11 protein-coding genes and 2 pseudogenes are annotated in these 16,238 nt (G+C 60.5%); 5 read left to right on the forward strand and 8 right to left on the reverse strand.

The window, feature by feature from the left end; genetic code table 11:
• Window positions 1-204: 204 nt before the first annotated feature.
• The 4 genes from pbpG to AB5Y86_RS12750 all read left to right on the forward strand — a co-directional run bounded on the left by pbpG (window position 205) and on the right by AB5Y86_RS12750 (window position 5,396).
• Window positions 205-1,116 carry a D-alanyl-D-alanine endopeptidase gene (pbpG, locus tag AB5Y86_RS12735; RefSeq protein ID WP_005336410.1) on the forward strand — a complete coding sequence of 304 codons (912 nt, stop codon included), beginning with the start codon at window positions 205-207 and terminating at the stop codon, window positions 1,114-1,116.
• 219 nt (window positions 1,117-1,335) lie between these two features.
• Window positions 1,336-2,373 carry an acyltransferase gene (locus AB5Y86_RS12740; protein ID WP_368192990.1) on the forward strand — a complete coding sequence of 346 codons (1,038 nt, stop codon included), beginning with the start codon at window positions 1,336-1,338 and terminating at the stop codon, window positions 2,371-2,373.
• A 292-nt stretch (window positions 2,374-2,665) separates the two neighbouring features.
• Complete coding sequence (locus AB5Y86_RS12745; protein ID WP_368192991.1) at window positions 2,666-4,708, forward strand: TonB-dependent receptor; 2,043 nt, start codon at window positions 2,666-2,668, stop codon at window positions 4,706-4,708.
• A gap of 64 nt (window positions 4,709-4,772) precedes the next feature.
• Window positions 4,773-5,396, forward strand: a complete 624-nt coding sequence (locus tag AB5Y86_RS12750) for a PepSY-associated TM helix domain-containing protein (RefSeq protein ID WP_368192992.1) — start codon at window positions 4,773-4,775, stop codon at window positions 5,394-5,396.
• A gap of 1,107 nt (window positions 5,397-6,503) precedes the next feature.
• Here the strand turns inward: AB5Y86_RS12750 and AB5Y86_RS12755 are convergent.
• The 8 genes and pseudogenes from AB5Y86_RS12755 to AB5Y86_RS12790 all read right to left on the reverse strand — a co-directional run bounded on the left by AB5Y86_RS12755 (window position 6,504) and on the right by AB5Y86_RS12790 (window position 14,864).
• Complete coding sequence (locus tag AB5Y86_RS12755) at window positions 6,504-7,472, reverse strand: aldose epimerase family protein (protein WP_100652460.1); 969 nt, start codon at window positions 7,470-7,472, stop codon at window positions 6,504-6,506.
• Window positions 7,473-7,501: 29 nt separating this feature from the next.
• Window positions 7,502-7,648, reverse strand: a pseudogene (locus AB5Y86_RS12760) (galactokinase family protein); the annotation flags it as partial.
• Window positions 7,645-7,785, reverse strand: a pseudogene (locus tag AB5Y86_RS12765) (UDP-glucose--hexose-1-phosphate uridylyltransferase); the annotation flags it as partial. The pseudogenes AB5Y86_RS12765 and AB5Y86_RS12760, both read right to left, overlap by 4 nt.
• A 23-nt stretch (window positions 7,786-7,808) precedes the next feature.
• Entirely contained in the window at window positions 7,809-9,800 is a 1,992-nt protein-coding gene (gene tkt / locus AB5Y86_RS12770; protein WP_144715420.1) for a transketolase, read from the reverse strand.
• Between the two features lie 100 nt (window positions 9,801-9,900).
• On the reverse strand, window positions 9,901-10,851 hold the full coding sequence (gene tal, locus AB5Y86_RS12775) for a transaldolase (RefSeq protein WP_100652456.1): 951 nt from the start codon (window positions 10,849-10,851) through the stop codon (window positions 9,901-9,903).
• A gap of 111 nt (window positions 10,852-10,962) precedes the next feature.
• The gene (gene araA, locus AB5Y86_RS12780) at window positions 10,963-12,462 is read right to left on the reverse strand and encodes an L-arabinose isomerase (RefSeq protein ID WP_100652453.1); all 1,500 of its coding nucleotides are present in this window, start codon (window positions 12,460-12,462) and stop codon (window positions 10,963-10,965) included.
• Between the two features lie 30 nt (window positions 12,463-12,492).
• Complete coding sequence (locus tag AB5Y86_RS12785) at window positions 12,493-13,191, reverse strand: L-ribulose-5-phosphate 4-epimerase (RefSeq protein WP_100652451.1); 699 nt, start codon at window positions 13,189-13,191, stop codon at window positions 12,493-12,495.
• On the reverse strand, window positions 13,188-14,864 hold the full coding sequence (locus tag AB5Y86_RS12790) for a ribulokinase (protein WP_100652449.1): 1,677 nt from the start codon (window positions 14,862-14,864) through the stop codon (window positions 13,188-13,190). The genes AB5Y86_RS12785 and AB5Y86_RS12790 overlap by 4 nt, the downstream gene beginning before the upstream one ends.
• A gap of 358 nt (window positions 14,865-15,222) precedes the next feature.
• Between AB5Y86_RS12790 and AB5Y86_RS12795 the strand changes: the two genes are divergently transcribed.
• The gene (locus AB5Y86_RS12795) at window positions 15,223-16,203 is read left to right on the forward strand and encodes an arabinose ABC transporter substrate-binding protein (RefSeq protein ID WP_100652447.1); all 981 of its coding nucleotides are present in this window, start codon (window positions 15,223-15,225) and stop codon (window positions 16,201-16,203) included.
• Window positions 16,204-16,238: the final 35 nt, after the last annotated feature.

A 16,238-nucleotide genomic window follows, 5' to 3' on the forward strand; every position in this document is an offset into this window, starting at 1 on the left:
GCTGGCTTCCGCTCACCATCACGGCCAGCCCATAGTTTCAATGCAAAAAAAGACTCCATAGAGACCTCTTTTACGCGCTCCTCGCCGTTAGAGCGCGCTCAACGCCGTAAATTATCAATATCAAGGTGAGAATGATTGTGAAGCGCCAGTTCACGACATATAACTTAGCGAGATATCCCTGTATTTCGTCCGGTAGAGCTGATCATGATGATGCGTTCCCTCCTTCCCCTGTTGCTTGGCGCAGTAATGCTGCCGGCCACTATGGACAGTGCCCATGCCAACCCCTTTTCCGCCAGCAGCAAGAGCAGCAGCGGCTTTCTCGAGCGACGGGATGTGCCTAACCTCAGCTCGGCCGCTTTCGTGGTGGCCAACCACAGAACCGGCGAGGTGATCTCCGAGCGCAACGGCAACCGGGTAATGCCCATCGCCTCACTCACCAAGCTGATGACGGCGCTGGTAGTGCTGGATGCCAACCTGCGCCTCAACGAAATGCTCACCGTGACCAATGCCGACATCGACCGCATCAAGGGAACCGGATCGCGCTTGGCCATAGGTTCCAGGCTCAGTCGCGCCGAAATGCTCCATATCGCCCTGATGTCCTCTGAAAACCGCGCCGCCTCGGCGCTAGCCCGCCACTATCCCGGCGGCCAGCGTGCCTTTGTCGAGGCGATGAACGCCAAAGCCCGCATGCTGGGGATGTGGAATACCCGCTACGCCGACAGCACAGGGCTCAACCCGCGCAATGTCTCCACCGCGCAGGATCTCGCCAAACTCGCCGCCGCAGCGGCCTCCTATCCGCTGATCCGCCAATATTCCACCGACGAGCAGAGCTATGTGCGTACCAACAAGCGTCAGCTGCACTACCTCAACTCCAACCGGCTGATCCGCGAAGGGCAATGGGAATTCACCCTCTCCAAGACCGGCTATATCCGCGAAGCGGGCCGCTGTCTGGTGCTGGGCACCAAGGTCAATCGTGAGCCGGTGATCATGGTGCTGCTCAATGCCGAGACCACCAACGATCGGGTCGCCGATGCCAAGCGGATCAAAACCTGGCTGGAGAGCTCGGGCAGAACCACCCTGGCAGCCAACCAGAGCAGCATGCTGACTCACCAGTAAACTCGAGATCCCCAACCAAGCGAGGCGCCCGCCTCGCTTTTTTTGCGTGAGCGCGCCCAAAAAATGGGATCCAGTTCCCGCTACAGGTAACACCTTCCGCCATCCCGTTACAAAACGTAACTACTCAACAGCGTGATTCACACTAATAGAATCAATTGGTTGTAAGTTTTCGGCAAGAATTTTAGCGTGCCATCACAACCCCTGTAACGACGAGCCACCATGCGTATTTCCAGTATCGAGTGCGGGCGGGTGCTGGCCATTCTGGCCGTGATGACCATTCACATATCCCCCTTCGCCAATCCGTTCAATCCCGCCCTGTGGGGAAGCGGATCCTGGCTCTGGCTGAGCGGCACCATCAACCAGTTATGCCGCTTTGCCGTGCCGCTGTTTTTCCTCTGTGCCGGTTATTTTCTGCAGCCGAGACTGAGTCGCGAGGCGCCACTGACCGTGGCCTGGCGCTACTGCCGCCCCTTGCTGCTACTCTGGCTGGTGTGGAGCCTGGTCTACCTGCTGGTGCCGTTCAATCCGCTGGATGCCGTGCAGCAAGGCTATCTGGCCTCCCTGCGCGGGCAGTGGCAATTCCAGCTCGGCGACCCCCTCAATGGCTGGCTGGTGGGCGGCATGATCCACCTCTGGTTCCTGCCAGCCCTGATCATGGCGGTGACCCTGCTGGCACTCTGCTACCGGCTTGGCAGACCAGCGCTCGCCCTCTGGCTGGGTCTTGGCCTTTACCTGCTGGCGCTGCTGGGGGGCTCCTATGCCAAGCCGCTGCTGGGTGCCGAGTGGCCACTGCTCACCCGTAACGGCCCCTTCTTCTCCCTGCTGTTTGTGGCGCTTGGTGCCCTGCTGCGCCAGCGTCAGTGGCAGCCCGATGCCCGCATGGGCTGGCAACTGCTGCTGGCGGGCATGGCGCTCTATGGCTGTGAAGCCTGGGCGCTGCAGCACTTCGCTGGGGTGCCACTCACCCGCCACGACTTCCTGCTCGGCTCCCTTCCCTGGGCTATCGGCCTGTTTGGCCTGCTGCTGGCCAACCCCGAGTGGGGCAAGGGCAGCTGGCTTGAGCGCCAGGCCCCCAAAGTGCTCGGGATCTACTGCCTGCACATGATGCTGGTGGTCTGGCTCTTCGTATTCGGCCCGCAGGGCGCATCCATCCTGTGGGAGATCACCAAGGTGCCGCTGCTGCTGGGAGCGTCTCTGCTGGCCTATCGCCTGCTGGCGGCCCTGCCCCTCGCCCGCCGACTGCTGCGTACTCGCTGAGTCCGATATCCGGCCCGTCCTATCGGGCCGGATGCCTCTTCACGTTTTGTCCCTTTCTCTTCCGCTACGCCCTTTTCCCTCGCTTCGTTCGCGCGGTTTGCGGCAATGGCTCTGCTTTTCAGCCGAGCGTCCCCGACCGCACAACCCGCCTCCAATGCCCCTCTCCATTTTCACCTTGCCAGACAAATGAAAATCAATATCATTGGCATCCCGCTTTGGTGGGTCAGGCTAATTATAATTAAATCAATATGTTCGAGCCGTCAGGTCGACATCCAAAGAGTCAATATTGAATATGCAGCACCCTCACTTTCGCAGAACGCTGGTCTCGCTGGCACTGCTGGGCACCGGCTTCACTGCCCAGGCCGCCGATGAAACCATGACAGTGGTTGGCAAACGATCCCAGCATCAGGAAGTTGCTACCGCAACCCGTACCAATACGCCAGCCAAGCTGGTGCCCCAGACCATCGACAGCGTCAAGGTCAGCGAGCTGACCGCCTTCGGCCAACCGACGCTGAGTGAAGCCCTGAGCGGCATTCCCGGGGTCAACGCCAGCGGTGATACCCGCTTCGACGGGGTCAACATCCGCGGCTTCAGCGCCAGCAACGACTTCTATCTCGACGGGTTCCGCGACGACATGCAGTACACCCGGGATCTCGGCAACATCGAGCGGGTAGAAGTGCTCAAGGGCCCGGCCGCCGTGCTCTACGGCCGCGGCAGCACGGGGGGCATCGTCAACCGGGTCAGCAAGAAGCCACAGAAAGGGCAGGAGTCCAGCGTCACCGCCCGGGTCGGCAGCTTTGACAGTCAGAGACTGGCCGCCGACCTCAATGGCGAGGCGAGTGAGCAGGTACAGTTGCGCCTCAACATGGCGCAAGAGGACAAAGATAGCTTCCGCAACGGCGTGAAGAGCAAACGCACCCTGCTGGCCCCCTCCGTCAACTGGGAGATCAGCGACAACCTCAACTGGCTGGTGCAGTACGAGCGCAACGAACATGACCGCACCCCGGATCGCGGCATTCCCGGGGTCAATGGCCGTCCGGCCGATGTGCCGAGGGAGTATGTTTACAGCGATACCAGCCGCGACTTCATCGATGACGTGGCGCAATCCACCCGCTCCCGCCTCTCCTGGGATATCAACGATCAGTGGCAGTTGCGCCAGCAGCTCGGTTACTCCACCCTCGACAGCCAGTTTGACAACACCTATGTCACCAGCGTCAAAGGGGATAAGGTGACCCGCTCCCGCTGGCAGCAGGATCTGAAAGCGAAGAACCTCATCAGCAACACCGAGGCAGAAGGTCTGTTCCAGACCGGCCCGGTGGAACATCGCCTGCTGGTTGGCTTCGAGCAGAACTGGCAGGAGCGCACACCCAAGCTCTACCAGAACGCCACCGCCATCCCGTCTGGCAATCTCTACGATCCGGGCTCACTGCCTACCTACAATGGCGCCATGAAGCTCTCCAGCGACGCCAAACACAAGGTGCGCGGCAATGGCCTCTATCTGCAGGATCAGCTCAGCCTGGGTGACTGGCATCTGGTGGGCGGGCTGCGCCGTGACGACTTCACTGTCACCAGTCGCCGCTACGACCTCAACAAGGAGGAGAGCGTCTCGGTCAACAGCCTGAGCCCGCGCCTCGGTCTGGTGTGGAACCCCCTCGAGGATCACGCCTTCTACACCTCCTACAGCAAGACCTTCACTCCGGTGGGCGGCGAGCTGATCGGCATCACCCCGGGTGACAAGAACAACGGGCTGGAACCCCAGCACACCCGCCTCTACGAAGGTGGTGTGAAGAGTGACTGGCTGAACGGCAAGCTGGCGACCACTCTCTCCCTCTATCGACTGGAGATGTACAACAAGCGCACCAAGGATCCGCTGGATCCCACCAAGGTGATCCTCACCGGCCTGCAGCGTACCGAAGGGGTCGAACTGAGCGCCCGCGCCGAGCTGACCGACGAGATCTATCTGCGTGGCGGCTTTGCCATTCAGGATGCCGAGCAGGTCAAGGCGGATGCGGATCTGCAGGGCAAGCGCCCGATGAACGTCTCCCGTCAGAATGGCCAGTTCTATCTCGGCTACAAGAGTGGCGAGCAGGGCTGGTTCGGCGAAACCGGCGTGACGGCAGTGGGCGATCGCTTTGCCGACAACGCCAACACCACCACTCTGCCCGGTTACGCTCGCTTCGATGCGCGCGCCGGTTATCGCTGGCAGCAGTGGGAAGCCGAGCTGAGCGCCGAAAACCTGACCGATCACGAGTACTTTGTCAGCGCCACCAGTGCCACCCAGATCATGCCGGGTACGCCCCGTCAGCTGAGTCTGACCGGTACCTACCGCTTCTGATCTCTGTGACAACCACCCCGACTGGCCAGCCCCTGCTGGCCAGTTTTCTTATGAAGCAACCACGATGAAACGCAGAAGAGTTCCCCTTCACAACAACAAATGGGTACGCCGCCTCCATACCTGGGCCGGTTTTTTTACCCTCGCCCTGATGCTGATGTACGGCATCACCGGCCTCTGGCTGCAACACCGTGCCGTGTTGCCCATTCCCGGCCCCCACACCGACAAATCGAGTGAAGAGATAGTGCTGGAGGCGCCACTCGCCAGCCCGGAGCAGCTGAAAAGCCTGCTGCAACAGCGCTATCCCGATACCTTTGCCGACGGGCGAACCATGATCACCCCGGCCCAGACCCTGCCCACCCCGAACGGCCCGCTCACCCTGCCCGCCAAGTGGGAGATGCGCGGCGTTACCCTCAGCCAGAGCGTGGCCGCCAGCTATGTCGAGGGTACCCTGCTGATACGTACCGACCTGCAACTGGCCAACTTTGCCGCCAGCCTCAACCGGCTGCACCGCGGCATGGGCACCGGCCTCGGCTGGCAGCTGTTTGGCGATATCGCCGCCCTGGCCCTGCTGCTGCTCGCCCTCACCAGCCTGTTTATGTGGACCAAGCTGCACGGCACACCCAGAGCCATCATCGCGCTGACACTCGCTGGCAGCCTCGGCACCCTGCTGTTTGCCCTGCTGGGATAGCACGGCAACCATGTTCTGATGCAGCAAGGTTTGGAAGAAAACCGCAATAGAAGCAGGCCGCTAGCGGTGGTGCCGTCAGCGGCTATATCAAGAAAAGGAAATAATGGAGAGCAGGAAAAGAGAAGGGATACCAAGAGGTAACGGGAAGTACTGCCAGCTCAACAGTAACGCCCCAAAAGCACAGAAACGCCAAAAAAACAAAAGGCCATCATTGCTGATGGCCTTTTGTCATGAATTTGATGGTGCCCGGGGTCGGACTCGAACCGACACGGTTATTCACCGGCGGATTTTGAATCCAGAAACAACGGTTGAGTGTAAATTCTGGCAGTTATAAGCCGTTGATTCAAGCGGGTTAGGTTAATTTTGGTTGCGTATGGTTTCTGCTGGTTTGCACTGAATTGCACGAAATTGCACGAAAATGAGAGAGTGCAGGGACTCGAATCAGGACATCACACTTCGTGCCCAGCACCTCAACATCAAAGACCAGACTGACCTTTCTGCAGCTCTCTAACCACAGCTTGTTAATGTACATGCGCCACACCGTCGCCAAATTGGCGCCATCATGGATTGCTCCATTTTTCGCGATTCATCCCCTCGGGTCCGGAGAACGGTTACCCAGTTGGAGCGAGCTCAGGAACACCTGCATAACCATTTGCAACGCGACCAACCCCATCAAGCATTAGCTGCGTAGCATTCAATTTTGCCAGCCTGCCCCGGCTGCCAGTCATCCCATGTCATTCACTGGGGGCGTTCGTGGGGACAACAGCATTATCGTTGCAAAACCTGCGGCAAGACATTCAATCAGCTGAATGGCCCGACCCGGCAGGACTGCATCACAAGCTTAAGTGGACCACCTATGCCAACTACCTCAGCCGGGGGCTGTAGCTGAGCGCGGCTGCAAATGAATGTGGTATCAACTTAAGAACCGCGTTTCGCTGACCCACAGCCACCACACATCGTTTACAACTTCTGTGTCCCGCTCTCATCACCTAATTGATTCGAGAAGCAGCAGCCCCCCCTCCCGCGGGGGAGAAGGGCGCCGAGGGCGTTTTCCCAGGGTGGCAACACTGCGCAACCCGGTTCTGCATTTTTGCCCTCGGGAAGGACTCAATTTGAGGGGAACAGGCGGTAGCGGGTGAGATGACGATAGGTCTCGCCCGGCAGGAGCCAGGGATCCCCCAGCTCGGGCCGGTTTGGGCTGTCCGGGAGTTGCTGAGCCTCGAGGCAGAGCCCCTGATGGTTGCGCCACTCACCGCCGCCGAGGGCCGGTGTGCCGCTCAGCCAGTTACCGGTGTAGAGCTGCACCCCGGGCTGGTCAGTATACATCTCTAGCTTCAGGCGCTCATCGCCGGCAACCAGGGTCACTGCAGGTTTATCCTCAGTTGTGTCGAGCAGGAAACAGTGATCAAAGCCGCGCGCCAGCATCTGTTGCGGATGGCTGAGCCACTGCTGACCGATGCGGCGTCCGTGGCGCAGGTCGAAAACCCCCTCCACTCCGGCACGCTCCAAGGGCAGCAAGAGTTCGTCGATCGGCAGATAATGGTCGGCAGCCAGGGTGATTCTGTGATCCCGCACGTCGCCCCCGTCCAGATTGAAATAGGCGTGACTGGTGAGGTTGACTGGCGTCGGCGCGTCAGTGGTTGCGCCGATCTCGATCACTAGGTCGAACCCCTCCAGCCGGTACTCCAGCTCGACGGCCAGGTTGCCAGGAAAGCCCTGCTCCCCGTCTGCCAGCAGGGTGTGCAGGCGGATGCGATCCTCGCCCTGCTCAACGAGGTCCCAGAGACGGTTGTGCAGGGACTGGCTGCCGCCGTGCAGGCAGGTGGGGCCCTCGTTGGCGTCCAGCTGCCACTCCTGGCCGTCCCGCGCCAGACGGGCGTTGCCGATGCGGTTGGCGAAGCGGCCGACCATGGCCCCCAGATAAGCGCTCTGGAGGGGGTAGTCGAACGGTTCGCACGCCAGCAGCACGTTGCGATAGCGGCCGTCGACCGGTACGCCAAGGCTGGTCAGGGTCGCGCCGAAGTCCAGCACACCGACACGCAAACCCGCCTCGTTCTGCAGATGAAACTCTCTCATGCGATCACCCCGGACCCGGCTTTGGCGCAGTCGATAGCGCAGGGCAGCACGAAGCCGTCGTTGTGGTCGGTGTGCTCGCCGATGAGGTTGAAGCAGCCGGGGGCTACCATCAGTAGGTCGGGTTGCGGTTCAAACTGCTCGGCAAAAACGGCGCTGGAGCGTTGGCTCGGGGTCATGGGGTTACCTCATTAGTTTTGGGGGGAGAAAGCCCCAGCCATTCTGCGGCTTTCTCCGGGGTCAGATCGCGCTGGGTCAATGCCAACATCTCAAAACCCACCATGAACTTGCGCACTGTGACGGGGCGCAACAGGGGGGTATCTGCCCAACGTTCAGCGATTACAGGGATTCGGCGGTGGCGACCACGTTTTCCACGGTAAAGCCGAATTCCTTGAACAGCAGCTCGGCCGGTGCAGATTCACCGAAGGTGTGCATGCCGATGATCTTGCCGTTCAGGCCCACGTACTTGTACCAGTAGTCGGCGATGCCCGCTTCGATGGCGACGCGCTTGGTGACGGAGGACGGCAGCACGGACTCCTTGTACTCGGCGGATTGGGCGTCGAACACGTCGGTGGCCGGCAGGGAGACCACACGCACGGCACGACCCTTGGCGGTCAGCTCAACGTAGGCAGCCACGGCCAGCTCCACTTCGGAACCTGTGGCGATCAGGATGATCTCCGGGGTACCGGCACAATCCTTCAGCACATAGCCACCCTTGGCGACGTCGGCCAGCTGCTGGGCAGTACGGTCCATCTGGGCCAGGTTCTGACGGGAGAAGATCAGGGAAGTCGGGCCGTCTGTGCGCTCGATGGCGTGCTTCCAGGCTACCGCGGACTCCACCTGGTCACAGGGACGCCAGGTGCTCATGTTCGGCGTCAGGCGCAGGGAGGCGATCTGCTCGACCGGCTGGTGAGTCGGGCCATCTTCACCCAGACCGATGGAGTCGTGGGTGTAGACGAAGATGGCGCGCTGCTTCATCAGGGCGGCCATGCGCAGAGCGTTGCGAGCGTATTCCATGAACATCAGGAAGGTCGCGCCGTAGGGAATGAAGCCACCGTGCAGGGCGATGCCGTTCATGATGACGGACATGCCGAACTCGCGCACACCGTAGTGGATATAGTTGCCGGAGGCATCTTCATTGGTCAGGGACTTGGAGCCGGACCACATGGTCAGGTTGGACGGCGCCAGATCCGCGGAACCACCCATGAACTCGGGCAGCAGCTTGCCGAACGCTTCCAGGGCGTTCTGGGACGCCTTGCGGGTCGCGATCTTGGCCGGGTTCGCCTGCAGGGCTTCGATGATCTTGGCGGATTCAGCGGCCCAGTTGGCCGGCAGCTCGCCAGTGGTGCGACGCTTGAACTCGGCAGCCAGGGTCGGGTGTGCGGCTTCATAGGCGGCAAACTTGGCAGCCCAGTCGGCTTCCAGCTTGGTGCCCTTCTCCTGGGCATTCCACTCGGCGGCGATGTCAGACGGGACGACGAAGGGCGCGTGATCCCACTTCAGGAAGGCGCGGGCGGCGGCGATCTCGTCGTTGCCCAGCGGTGAGCCGTGGCAGTCGTGGGAGCCGGACTTGTTCGGGGAGCCGTAACCGATGATGGTGCGGCAGCAGATCAGGGTCGGCTTGCCGGTCTCGGCCTTGGCGGCCTCGATGGCGGCATTGATGGCTTCCGGGTTGTGACCGTCAACGGCCGGGATGACGTGCCAGCCGTAGGCTTCGAAGCGCTTGGGGGTGTCATCGGTGAACCAGCCCTCGACGTGACCGTCGATGGAGATGCCGTTGTCATCCCAGAAGGCGATCAGTTTGCCGAGCTGCAGGGTGCCGGCCAGGGAGCAGGCCTCGTGGGAGATGCCTTCCATCAGGCAGCCGTCGCCCATGAAGGCGTAGGTGTAGTGGTCGACGATGTCGTGACCCGGCTGGTTGAACTGCTCGGCCATGGCCTTCTCGGCGATCGCCATGCCCACGGCATTGGTGATGCCCTGACCCAGCGGGCCTGTGGTGGTCTCGATGCCAGGGGCATAACCGTACTCCGGGTGACCCGGGGTGCGAGAGTGCAGCTGGCGGAAGTTCTTCAGATCATCGATGGAGAGATCGTAACCGGAGAGGTGCAGCAGGGAGTACAGCAGCATGGAGCCGTGGCCGTTGGAGAGGATGAAACGGTCGCGGTCGGCCCACTTGGGGTTGTTCGGGTTGTGCTTGAGGTGGCCACGCCACAGCACTTCGGCGATGTCTGCCATTCCCATGGGGGCGCCCGGGTGACCGGAGTTGGCTTTTTGAACGGCATCCATACTCAATGCGCGAATGGCATTGGCAAGCTCTTTACGAGAAGGCATCTGTATCTCCTGCGATTATTTCATTTGGTGGCCAAGTTTTTGGCGTATTACTGCCGCAGCAGGGCGCTAGTGAGTGCCCTGCTGGTTTGTGTAAGAGGCATCAGAGATGGCTAGCCAGCATGGTTTCCAGCTTGCCCTGGTCGACGGCGAACAGGCGGATGCCTTCACCCAATTTCTCGACGGCCATGGCGTCCTGATTCAGCTCCCAGCGGAATTGGACCTCGCTCATCGGGGTAGGTTTGGCCTTGCGCTCGCCTGTGTAGTTCAGCTTACGCACCACGGTGCCTTCGCTCTTGCTCAGCTCCTCCAGCAAGGCAGGGCCTATGGTCAGGCGGTCACAGCCGGCCAGCGCCAAGATCTCGCCGGTATTGCGGAAGCTCGCACCCATGACCACGGTCTGGTAGTCGTGCTGCTTGTAGTAGTCGTAGATGGCGGTGACAGAGACCACGCCCGGATCTTCGCTCGCACTGTAGTCGCGATTGTGCTTGGCCTTGTACCAGTCGAGGATGCGACCCACGAACGGGGAGATCAGGAAGGCGCCGGCTTCGGCACAGGCACGGGCCTGGGCGAAGGAGAACAGCAGGGTCAGGTTGCACTGGATGCCTTCCTTCTCCAGCACCTCGGCGGCGCGGATCCCCTCCCAGGTGGCGGCCAGCTTGATCAGGATGCGATCGTTGGCGATGCCGGCCTCGTTGTAGAGGCGGATCAGCTTGCGGGCCTTAGCGATGCTGGCGGCGGTGTCGAAGGAGAGGCGGGCATCCACCTCGGTGGAGATGCGGCCCGGGACGATCTTCAGGATTTCCAGGCCGATGTTGACCGCCAGCTTGTCGCCAGCATCGATGATTTGCTGTGCCTTGTCCTGGCTCTGGGCCCTGGCCCAGCTGATGGCGTCTTCGATCAGTGCCGCATACTCGGGGATCTCGGATGCCTTCAACACCAGGGAAGGGTTGGTGGTGGCATCGATGGGCTGGTAGCGCTTGATGGCTTCGATGTCGCCGGTATCGGCAACGACCGTGGTCAGGGCTCTCAGCTGGGTCAGTTTGTCAACCATAGGGGTTTATCTCTGTGGGTGAAGGCAGGGGGTACTAAAGAAATGCCACCGCGCTGCAGTGGCATCCGACTCATGATGGGAGAGCAAAGGCCCTCCCGACGTTGGTTACGGTTACTGGCAGATCTTGTAGAAGACCTCGTTCCAGCGGATCTGCTGTTGCAGCTCGGGGATGCGGGTGTGCTCGTCGATCAACAGGAATTCGATGTTCATGATGTCGGCGAAGTTACGCAACTGGTCAACCGTGACCGCTTGGCTGAATACCGAATGGTGAGCTGCTCCGGCCAGGATCCAGGCCTCTGCGCTGGTCTGTAAATCCGGCATGGGTTTCCACAGGGCGCTGGCGACAGGCAGCTTGGGCATGGCTTCTGGCAGATCCACCACTTCCAGCTGATTGACCACCAAGCGGAAGCGGTTGCCCATGTCGATCAGGCTGGCGTTGACCGCCTTGCCGGCCGGGGCCGAAAACAGCAGACGGGCCGGATCGGCTTTCTTGCCAATCCCCAGATGCTGGGCATCGAGCACAAGCTTGGCGGCGGCGATGGAGGGGCAGACTTCCAACATGTGGGCCCCAAGCACCAGATTGTTGCCCGCCTCGAGATGATAGGTGTAATCCTCCATGAAGGAGGTGCCGCCCGGTAGGCCATGCCCCATCACCTTGAGGGTGCGCAGCAGAGCCGCAGTCTTCCAGTCCCCTTCGCCGCCGAAACCGAATCCTTGCTGCATCAGACGCTGGCAGGCCAGTCCAGGCAGTTGGTGCAGGCCGTGAAGATCCTCGAAGGTGGTGGTAAAGGCGCTAAAGCCACCATCGGTGAGGAATTTCTTCATCCCCAGTTCCTGGCGTGCCGCCTCATACAGCGATGCTCGCTGGGGGCCTCCTGCCTGCACCGCCTCGGTCAGGGTATAAGTCTGCTCGTACTCTGCCAGCAGCGCCTCAATATCGGCGGCGGGAACGGCGTCGATCACTTTGACCAGATCGCCAACCGGGTGATAGTTCACCTGATAGCCAAACTGGATCTGTGCTTCAATCTTGTCACCTTCGGTCACAGCCACGTTGCGCATGTTGTCGCCAAAGCGTGCGATCTTCATATGGCGACTGTCGTAAATGGCGGCCGAGATACGCATCCAGTTGCCAATCTTGCGGTGGGCATCCTCATCCTGCCAGTGACCGACCACCACGGTGCGCGGCAGGCGCAGGCGGGCCCCCATAAAGCCGAACTCGCGCCCGCCATGGGCGGTCTGGTTGAGGTTCATGAAGTCCATGTCGATCTCACTCCAGGGGAGATCGCGGTTGAACTGGGTGTGGAATTGCAACAACGGCTTCTGCAACTGGCTCAGGGCCGGGATCCACATCTTGGCGGGGGAGAAGGTGTGCATCCACACCATCAGGCCGGCGCACTGCTCGCTGTGGTTAGCATCGCGGGCGATGGAGCTGATTTCATCAAGGGTGGTGCCGGTGGGCTTGAGCACCAATTTGAGCGGCAGTTTGGTCGTGGCATTGAGCTGACTGACGATGGTCTGAGCATGGTCGGCCACTTGTTTGAGGGTCTCGGCACCATAGAGGTGCTGGCTGCCGACGACGAACCAGACTTCGAGTTGTTTCATGAATTCCATCTTGCTGTCCTTTCTTTGTTCGGGGTGATGTCAGGCGTTGCCTTGACCGTAATAGGCGTTCTTGCCGTGCTTGCGCTGGTAGTGCTTGTCCTGAATGTAATCTGGCAGGCTGGTTGTTTGCGCCGAGAGCTGGGTACTGATCCAGGCCATGCGTGCCACTTCCTCGAGCACTACGGCATTGTGAACCGCATCTTCCGGGCTCTTGCCCCAACTGAAGGGGCCGTGCTGGGCGATCAGCACGCCCGGCATGGTGAGAATGGGGGTCTGTCCCAAGGTTTCGACGATGAGATGGCCGGTCAGCCCCTCGTAGTCTTCGGCCACTTCTCCAGCCGTGAGCAGGCGGGAACAGGGGATGGCGCCGTTGAAGTAGTCGGCCTGGGTGGTGCCAAGGATCGGGATGGCGCGCTTAGCTTGGGCCCAGGCGGTAGCGTGGGTCGAGTGGGTATGCACCACGCCGCCGAGTTCCTGGTAGCGGCGGTAGAGCACCAGATGGGTGGCAGTGTCTGAGGAGGGGCGCATTTCCCCCTCAACCTGCTGCCCGTTCAAGGTCAGCACCACTAGGTCCTCGGCACGCATCCGCTCGTAACTGACGCCGCTCGGCTTGATCACCACCAGGCCATGCTCGCGATCGATACCGCTCACGTTGCCCCAGGTGAAGGTCACCAGGTCGTGGCGTGGCAGATCCAGATTGGCCTCCAACACCTGTTCACGGAGTGCTTTCAGTCTCATGCCAGCTCTCCCGCGTTGTAGAGAGGCTCGGCAGCTTGGCTCCAGCCGAGGTAGCGCTGGTAGAGACGTTCATACTCAACCACCTTGTCCGGGCGCGGCTGATGGGTGCGTTCTATCCGACTGGCCATGTCGGCCTGGGCACTGGCCACATCCGGGTAGAGACCGGCTGCCACGGCGGCGAAGATGGCGGCGCCGAGGGCGCAGCACTGATCCGAATGCACCACCTCGATGGGACGGTTCATCACGTCGGCGCACACTTGCATGATGATGGGCGACTTGCGGGCGATACCACCGAGCGCCACCACCTGCTCGACCGGCACCTGCTGGCTGGTCATGCACTCCATGATGCTGCGGGCGCCGAAGGCGGTGGCGGCGATCAGGGCACCGAACAGGTCGGTGGTGCTGGTGCCGAGGTTGAGCCCGGTGATGGTGCCTTGCAGGCGCTGGTTGGCGTAAGGGGTACGGCGACCATTGAACCAGTCCAGTACCACCGGCAAATGGCGCAGATCCGGTCGAGCATCCCAAGCGGATCCCAATGCAGGCAGCAGCTGTTGTTTTTGATCTTCAATGGTGGTGCGCAGTTCAGGGAACTGCTCGACCAGGCGATCGAGCGGCCAGCTCAGCAGGCGCTGGTACCAGGCATAGATGTCACCGAAGGCGGACTGGCCGGCTTCAAGGCCGATCATGCCGGGCACCACGCTGCCATCTACCTGGCCACAGATCCCGGCGATGGCCCGCTCACCGATGGTCTCTTGATCGGCGATCAGGATGTCGCAGGTGGAGGTGCCGATTACCTTGACCAACGCGTTGTTACGAGCGCCAGCCCCAACAGCCCCCATGTGACAATCGAAGGCGCCGCCGGCAATCACCACGTCGCAGCTAAGGTGCAGGCGCTCGGCCCACTCCGGAGTCAGGGTACCGACTGGCAGATCGGCGGTCCAACTGTCGGTAAACAGCGGGAAGTCGAGATCTCGGGTCAGCAGCGGATCCAGTGCGTCGAGGAACTTGGCGGGGGGCAGTCCACCCCAGCTTGGGTGCCACAGGGACTTGTGTCCCGCAGAGCAGCGACCTCGTCTGATGTCAGCTGGAGCCTCGGTGCCGCTCAGGATGGCCGGCACCCAGTCGCACAGTTCGACCCAGTTACAGGCAGCCTGGCGCACCGTCGCATCGGCCCGTGACACATGCAGGATCTTGGCCCAGAACCACTCGGAGGAGTAGATGCCCCCGATGTAGCGGCTGTAATCGTCAAACTGGCCGCTGTGGCAAAGCGCGGTGATTGCCTCGGCTTCCTCGATGGCGGTGTGATCCTTCCACAGCACGAACATGGCATTGGGGTTATCTGCAAACTCGGGGCGCAGTGCCAGCACTCGGCCTTCAGCGTCGATGGGAGCCGGGGTTGAACCCGTGCTGTCGACACCAATCCCGCGCACCGCTTCACGTTGTGTGGGGGTGAGTTGGCTCACCACCTGGACGATGGCCTGCTCCATCGACTCCATATAGTCGAGGGGGTGGTGGCGGAACTGGTTGCTGCTGGGTTGGCAGTAGAGGCCAGCCTGCCAGCGTGGGTAGTAGACCACGTGGGTTGCCAGCTCGGCACCGTCGCGGCAGCGGACGGCGAGTGCACGTACCGAGTCGCTACCAAAATCAAGGCCGATGACGATGTGCTCAGACATAGAGAGTGCTCCTGACCATGTAGGTTGAATGAGCAGGAAGTTAGAAGATGTTGGCTTGAATTGGTTAGTAATGAATGGCTAATTACATGGACATTACCGCTATCTATGTGAGGGGGTGATGGGTATTGCAAAATCCATATGTAACGATTTTGCTGAAAATATGGATAAAAAAGCCGTTATTACACTGTGCGGCACAGATCACTAACTGTTCTGTAAATATCACTTACATATTAAGCGCCCCAGAGATGGGATCTTTTAACTGCATGTTTGTAAGTGAAAAATAGCTGCCGCCGTAGTTTGCCATACCGAGGGAAACCACGATGACAATGGAACGATTAGAACAGTTGGAGACAAGCACATGAAAAAATTGGTTAAAAGTCTGCTTGCGGTTGGATTGGTCATGGGTATGGCAAATTCTGTCGTCGCGGAGACGCTAAAACTGGGTTATCTGGTCAAGCAACCAGAAGAGCCCTGGTTCCAAACTGAGTGGAATTTTGCTGACAAAGCGGGCAAAGATCTCGGCTTCGAAGTGATCAAGATTGCCGCACCAGATGGTGAGAAGACCCTCAATGCCATCGACAGCCTGGCGGCCAACGGCGCCAAGGGTTTTGTCATCTGCACCCCGGATCCCAAACTCGGCTCCGCCATCATGGCCAAGGCCCGCAGCTTGGATCTCAAGGTGATCACAGTGGACGACCAGTTCCTCAACGCCAAAGGGCAGCCCATGGCTGACGTTCCCCTGATCATGATGGCGGCCACCAAGATCGGTGAGCGCCAGGGGGCGGAGCTCTACAAGGAGATGACAAATCGCAAGTGGGACGTCAAGGAGACTGGTGTGCTCGCCATTACCGCTGACGAGCTGGATACTGCGCGTCGCCGCGTCGAAGGCTCCATCAGCGCCCTCAAGACCGCGGGCTTCCCGGAGGCCCAGATCTATCGCTCCCCGACCAAGAGCAACGACATCCCAGGGGCACTCGATGCTGCCAACTCCATGTTGGTACAGCATCCGGAAGTGAAACATTGGCTCATCGTCGGCATGAACGACAACACCGTGCTGGGCGGCGTACGCGCCACCGAAGGGCAGGATTTCAAGGCGACTGACGTGATCGGCATCGGTATTAACGGCACCGACGCTGTGAGCGAGCTCTCCAAGTCCAAACCGACCGGCTTCTTCGGCTCCCTGCTGCCGAGCCCGGACGTCCATGGCTACAAGAGCGTCCAGATGCTGCAAGACTGGGTGGTCAATGATGTCGAGCCACCCAAGTTCACCGAAGTGACCGAGGTCGTGCTGCTCAGTCGCGACAACTTCAAAGAAGAGCTGAAGAAGAAAGGCCTGTAACCCAGACCAAGCCGGCCGGTGCGGTAAACCGCACC

The sequence above is a fragment of the Aeromonas sp. s8 genome, assembly GCF_040907785.1.
Classification (GTDB): domain Bacteria; phylum Pseudomonadota; class Gammaproteobacteria; order Enterobacterales; family Aeromonadaceae; genus Aeromonas; species Aeromonas veronii.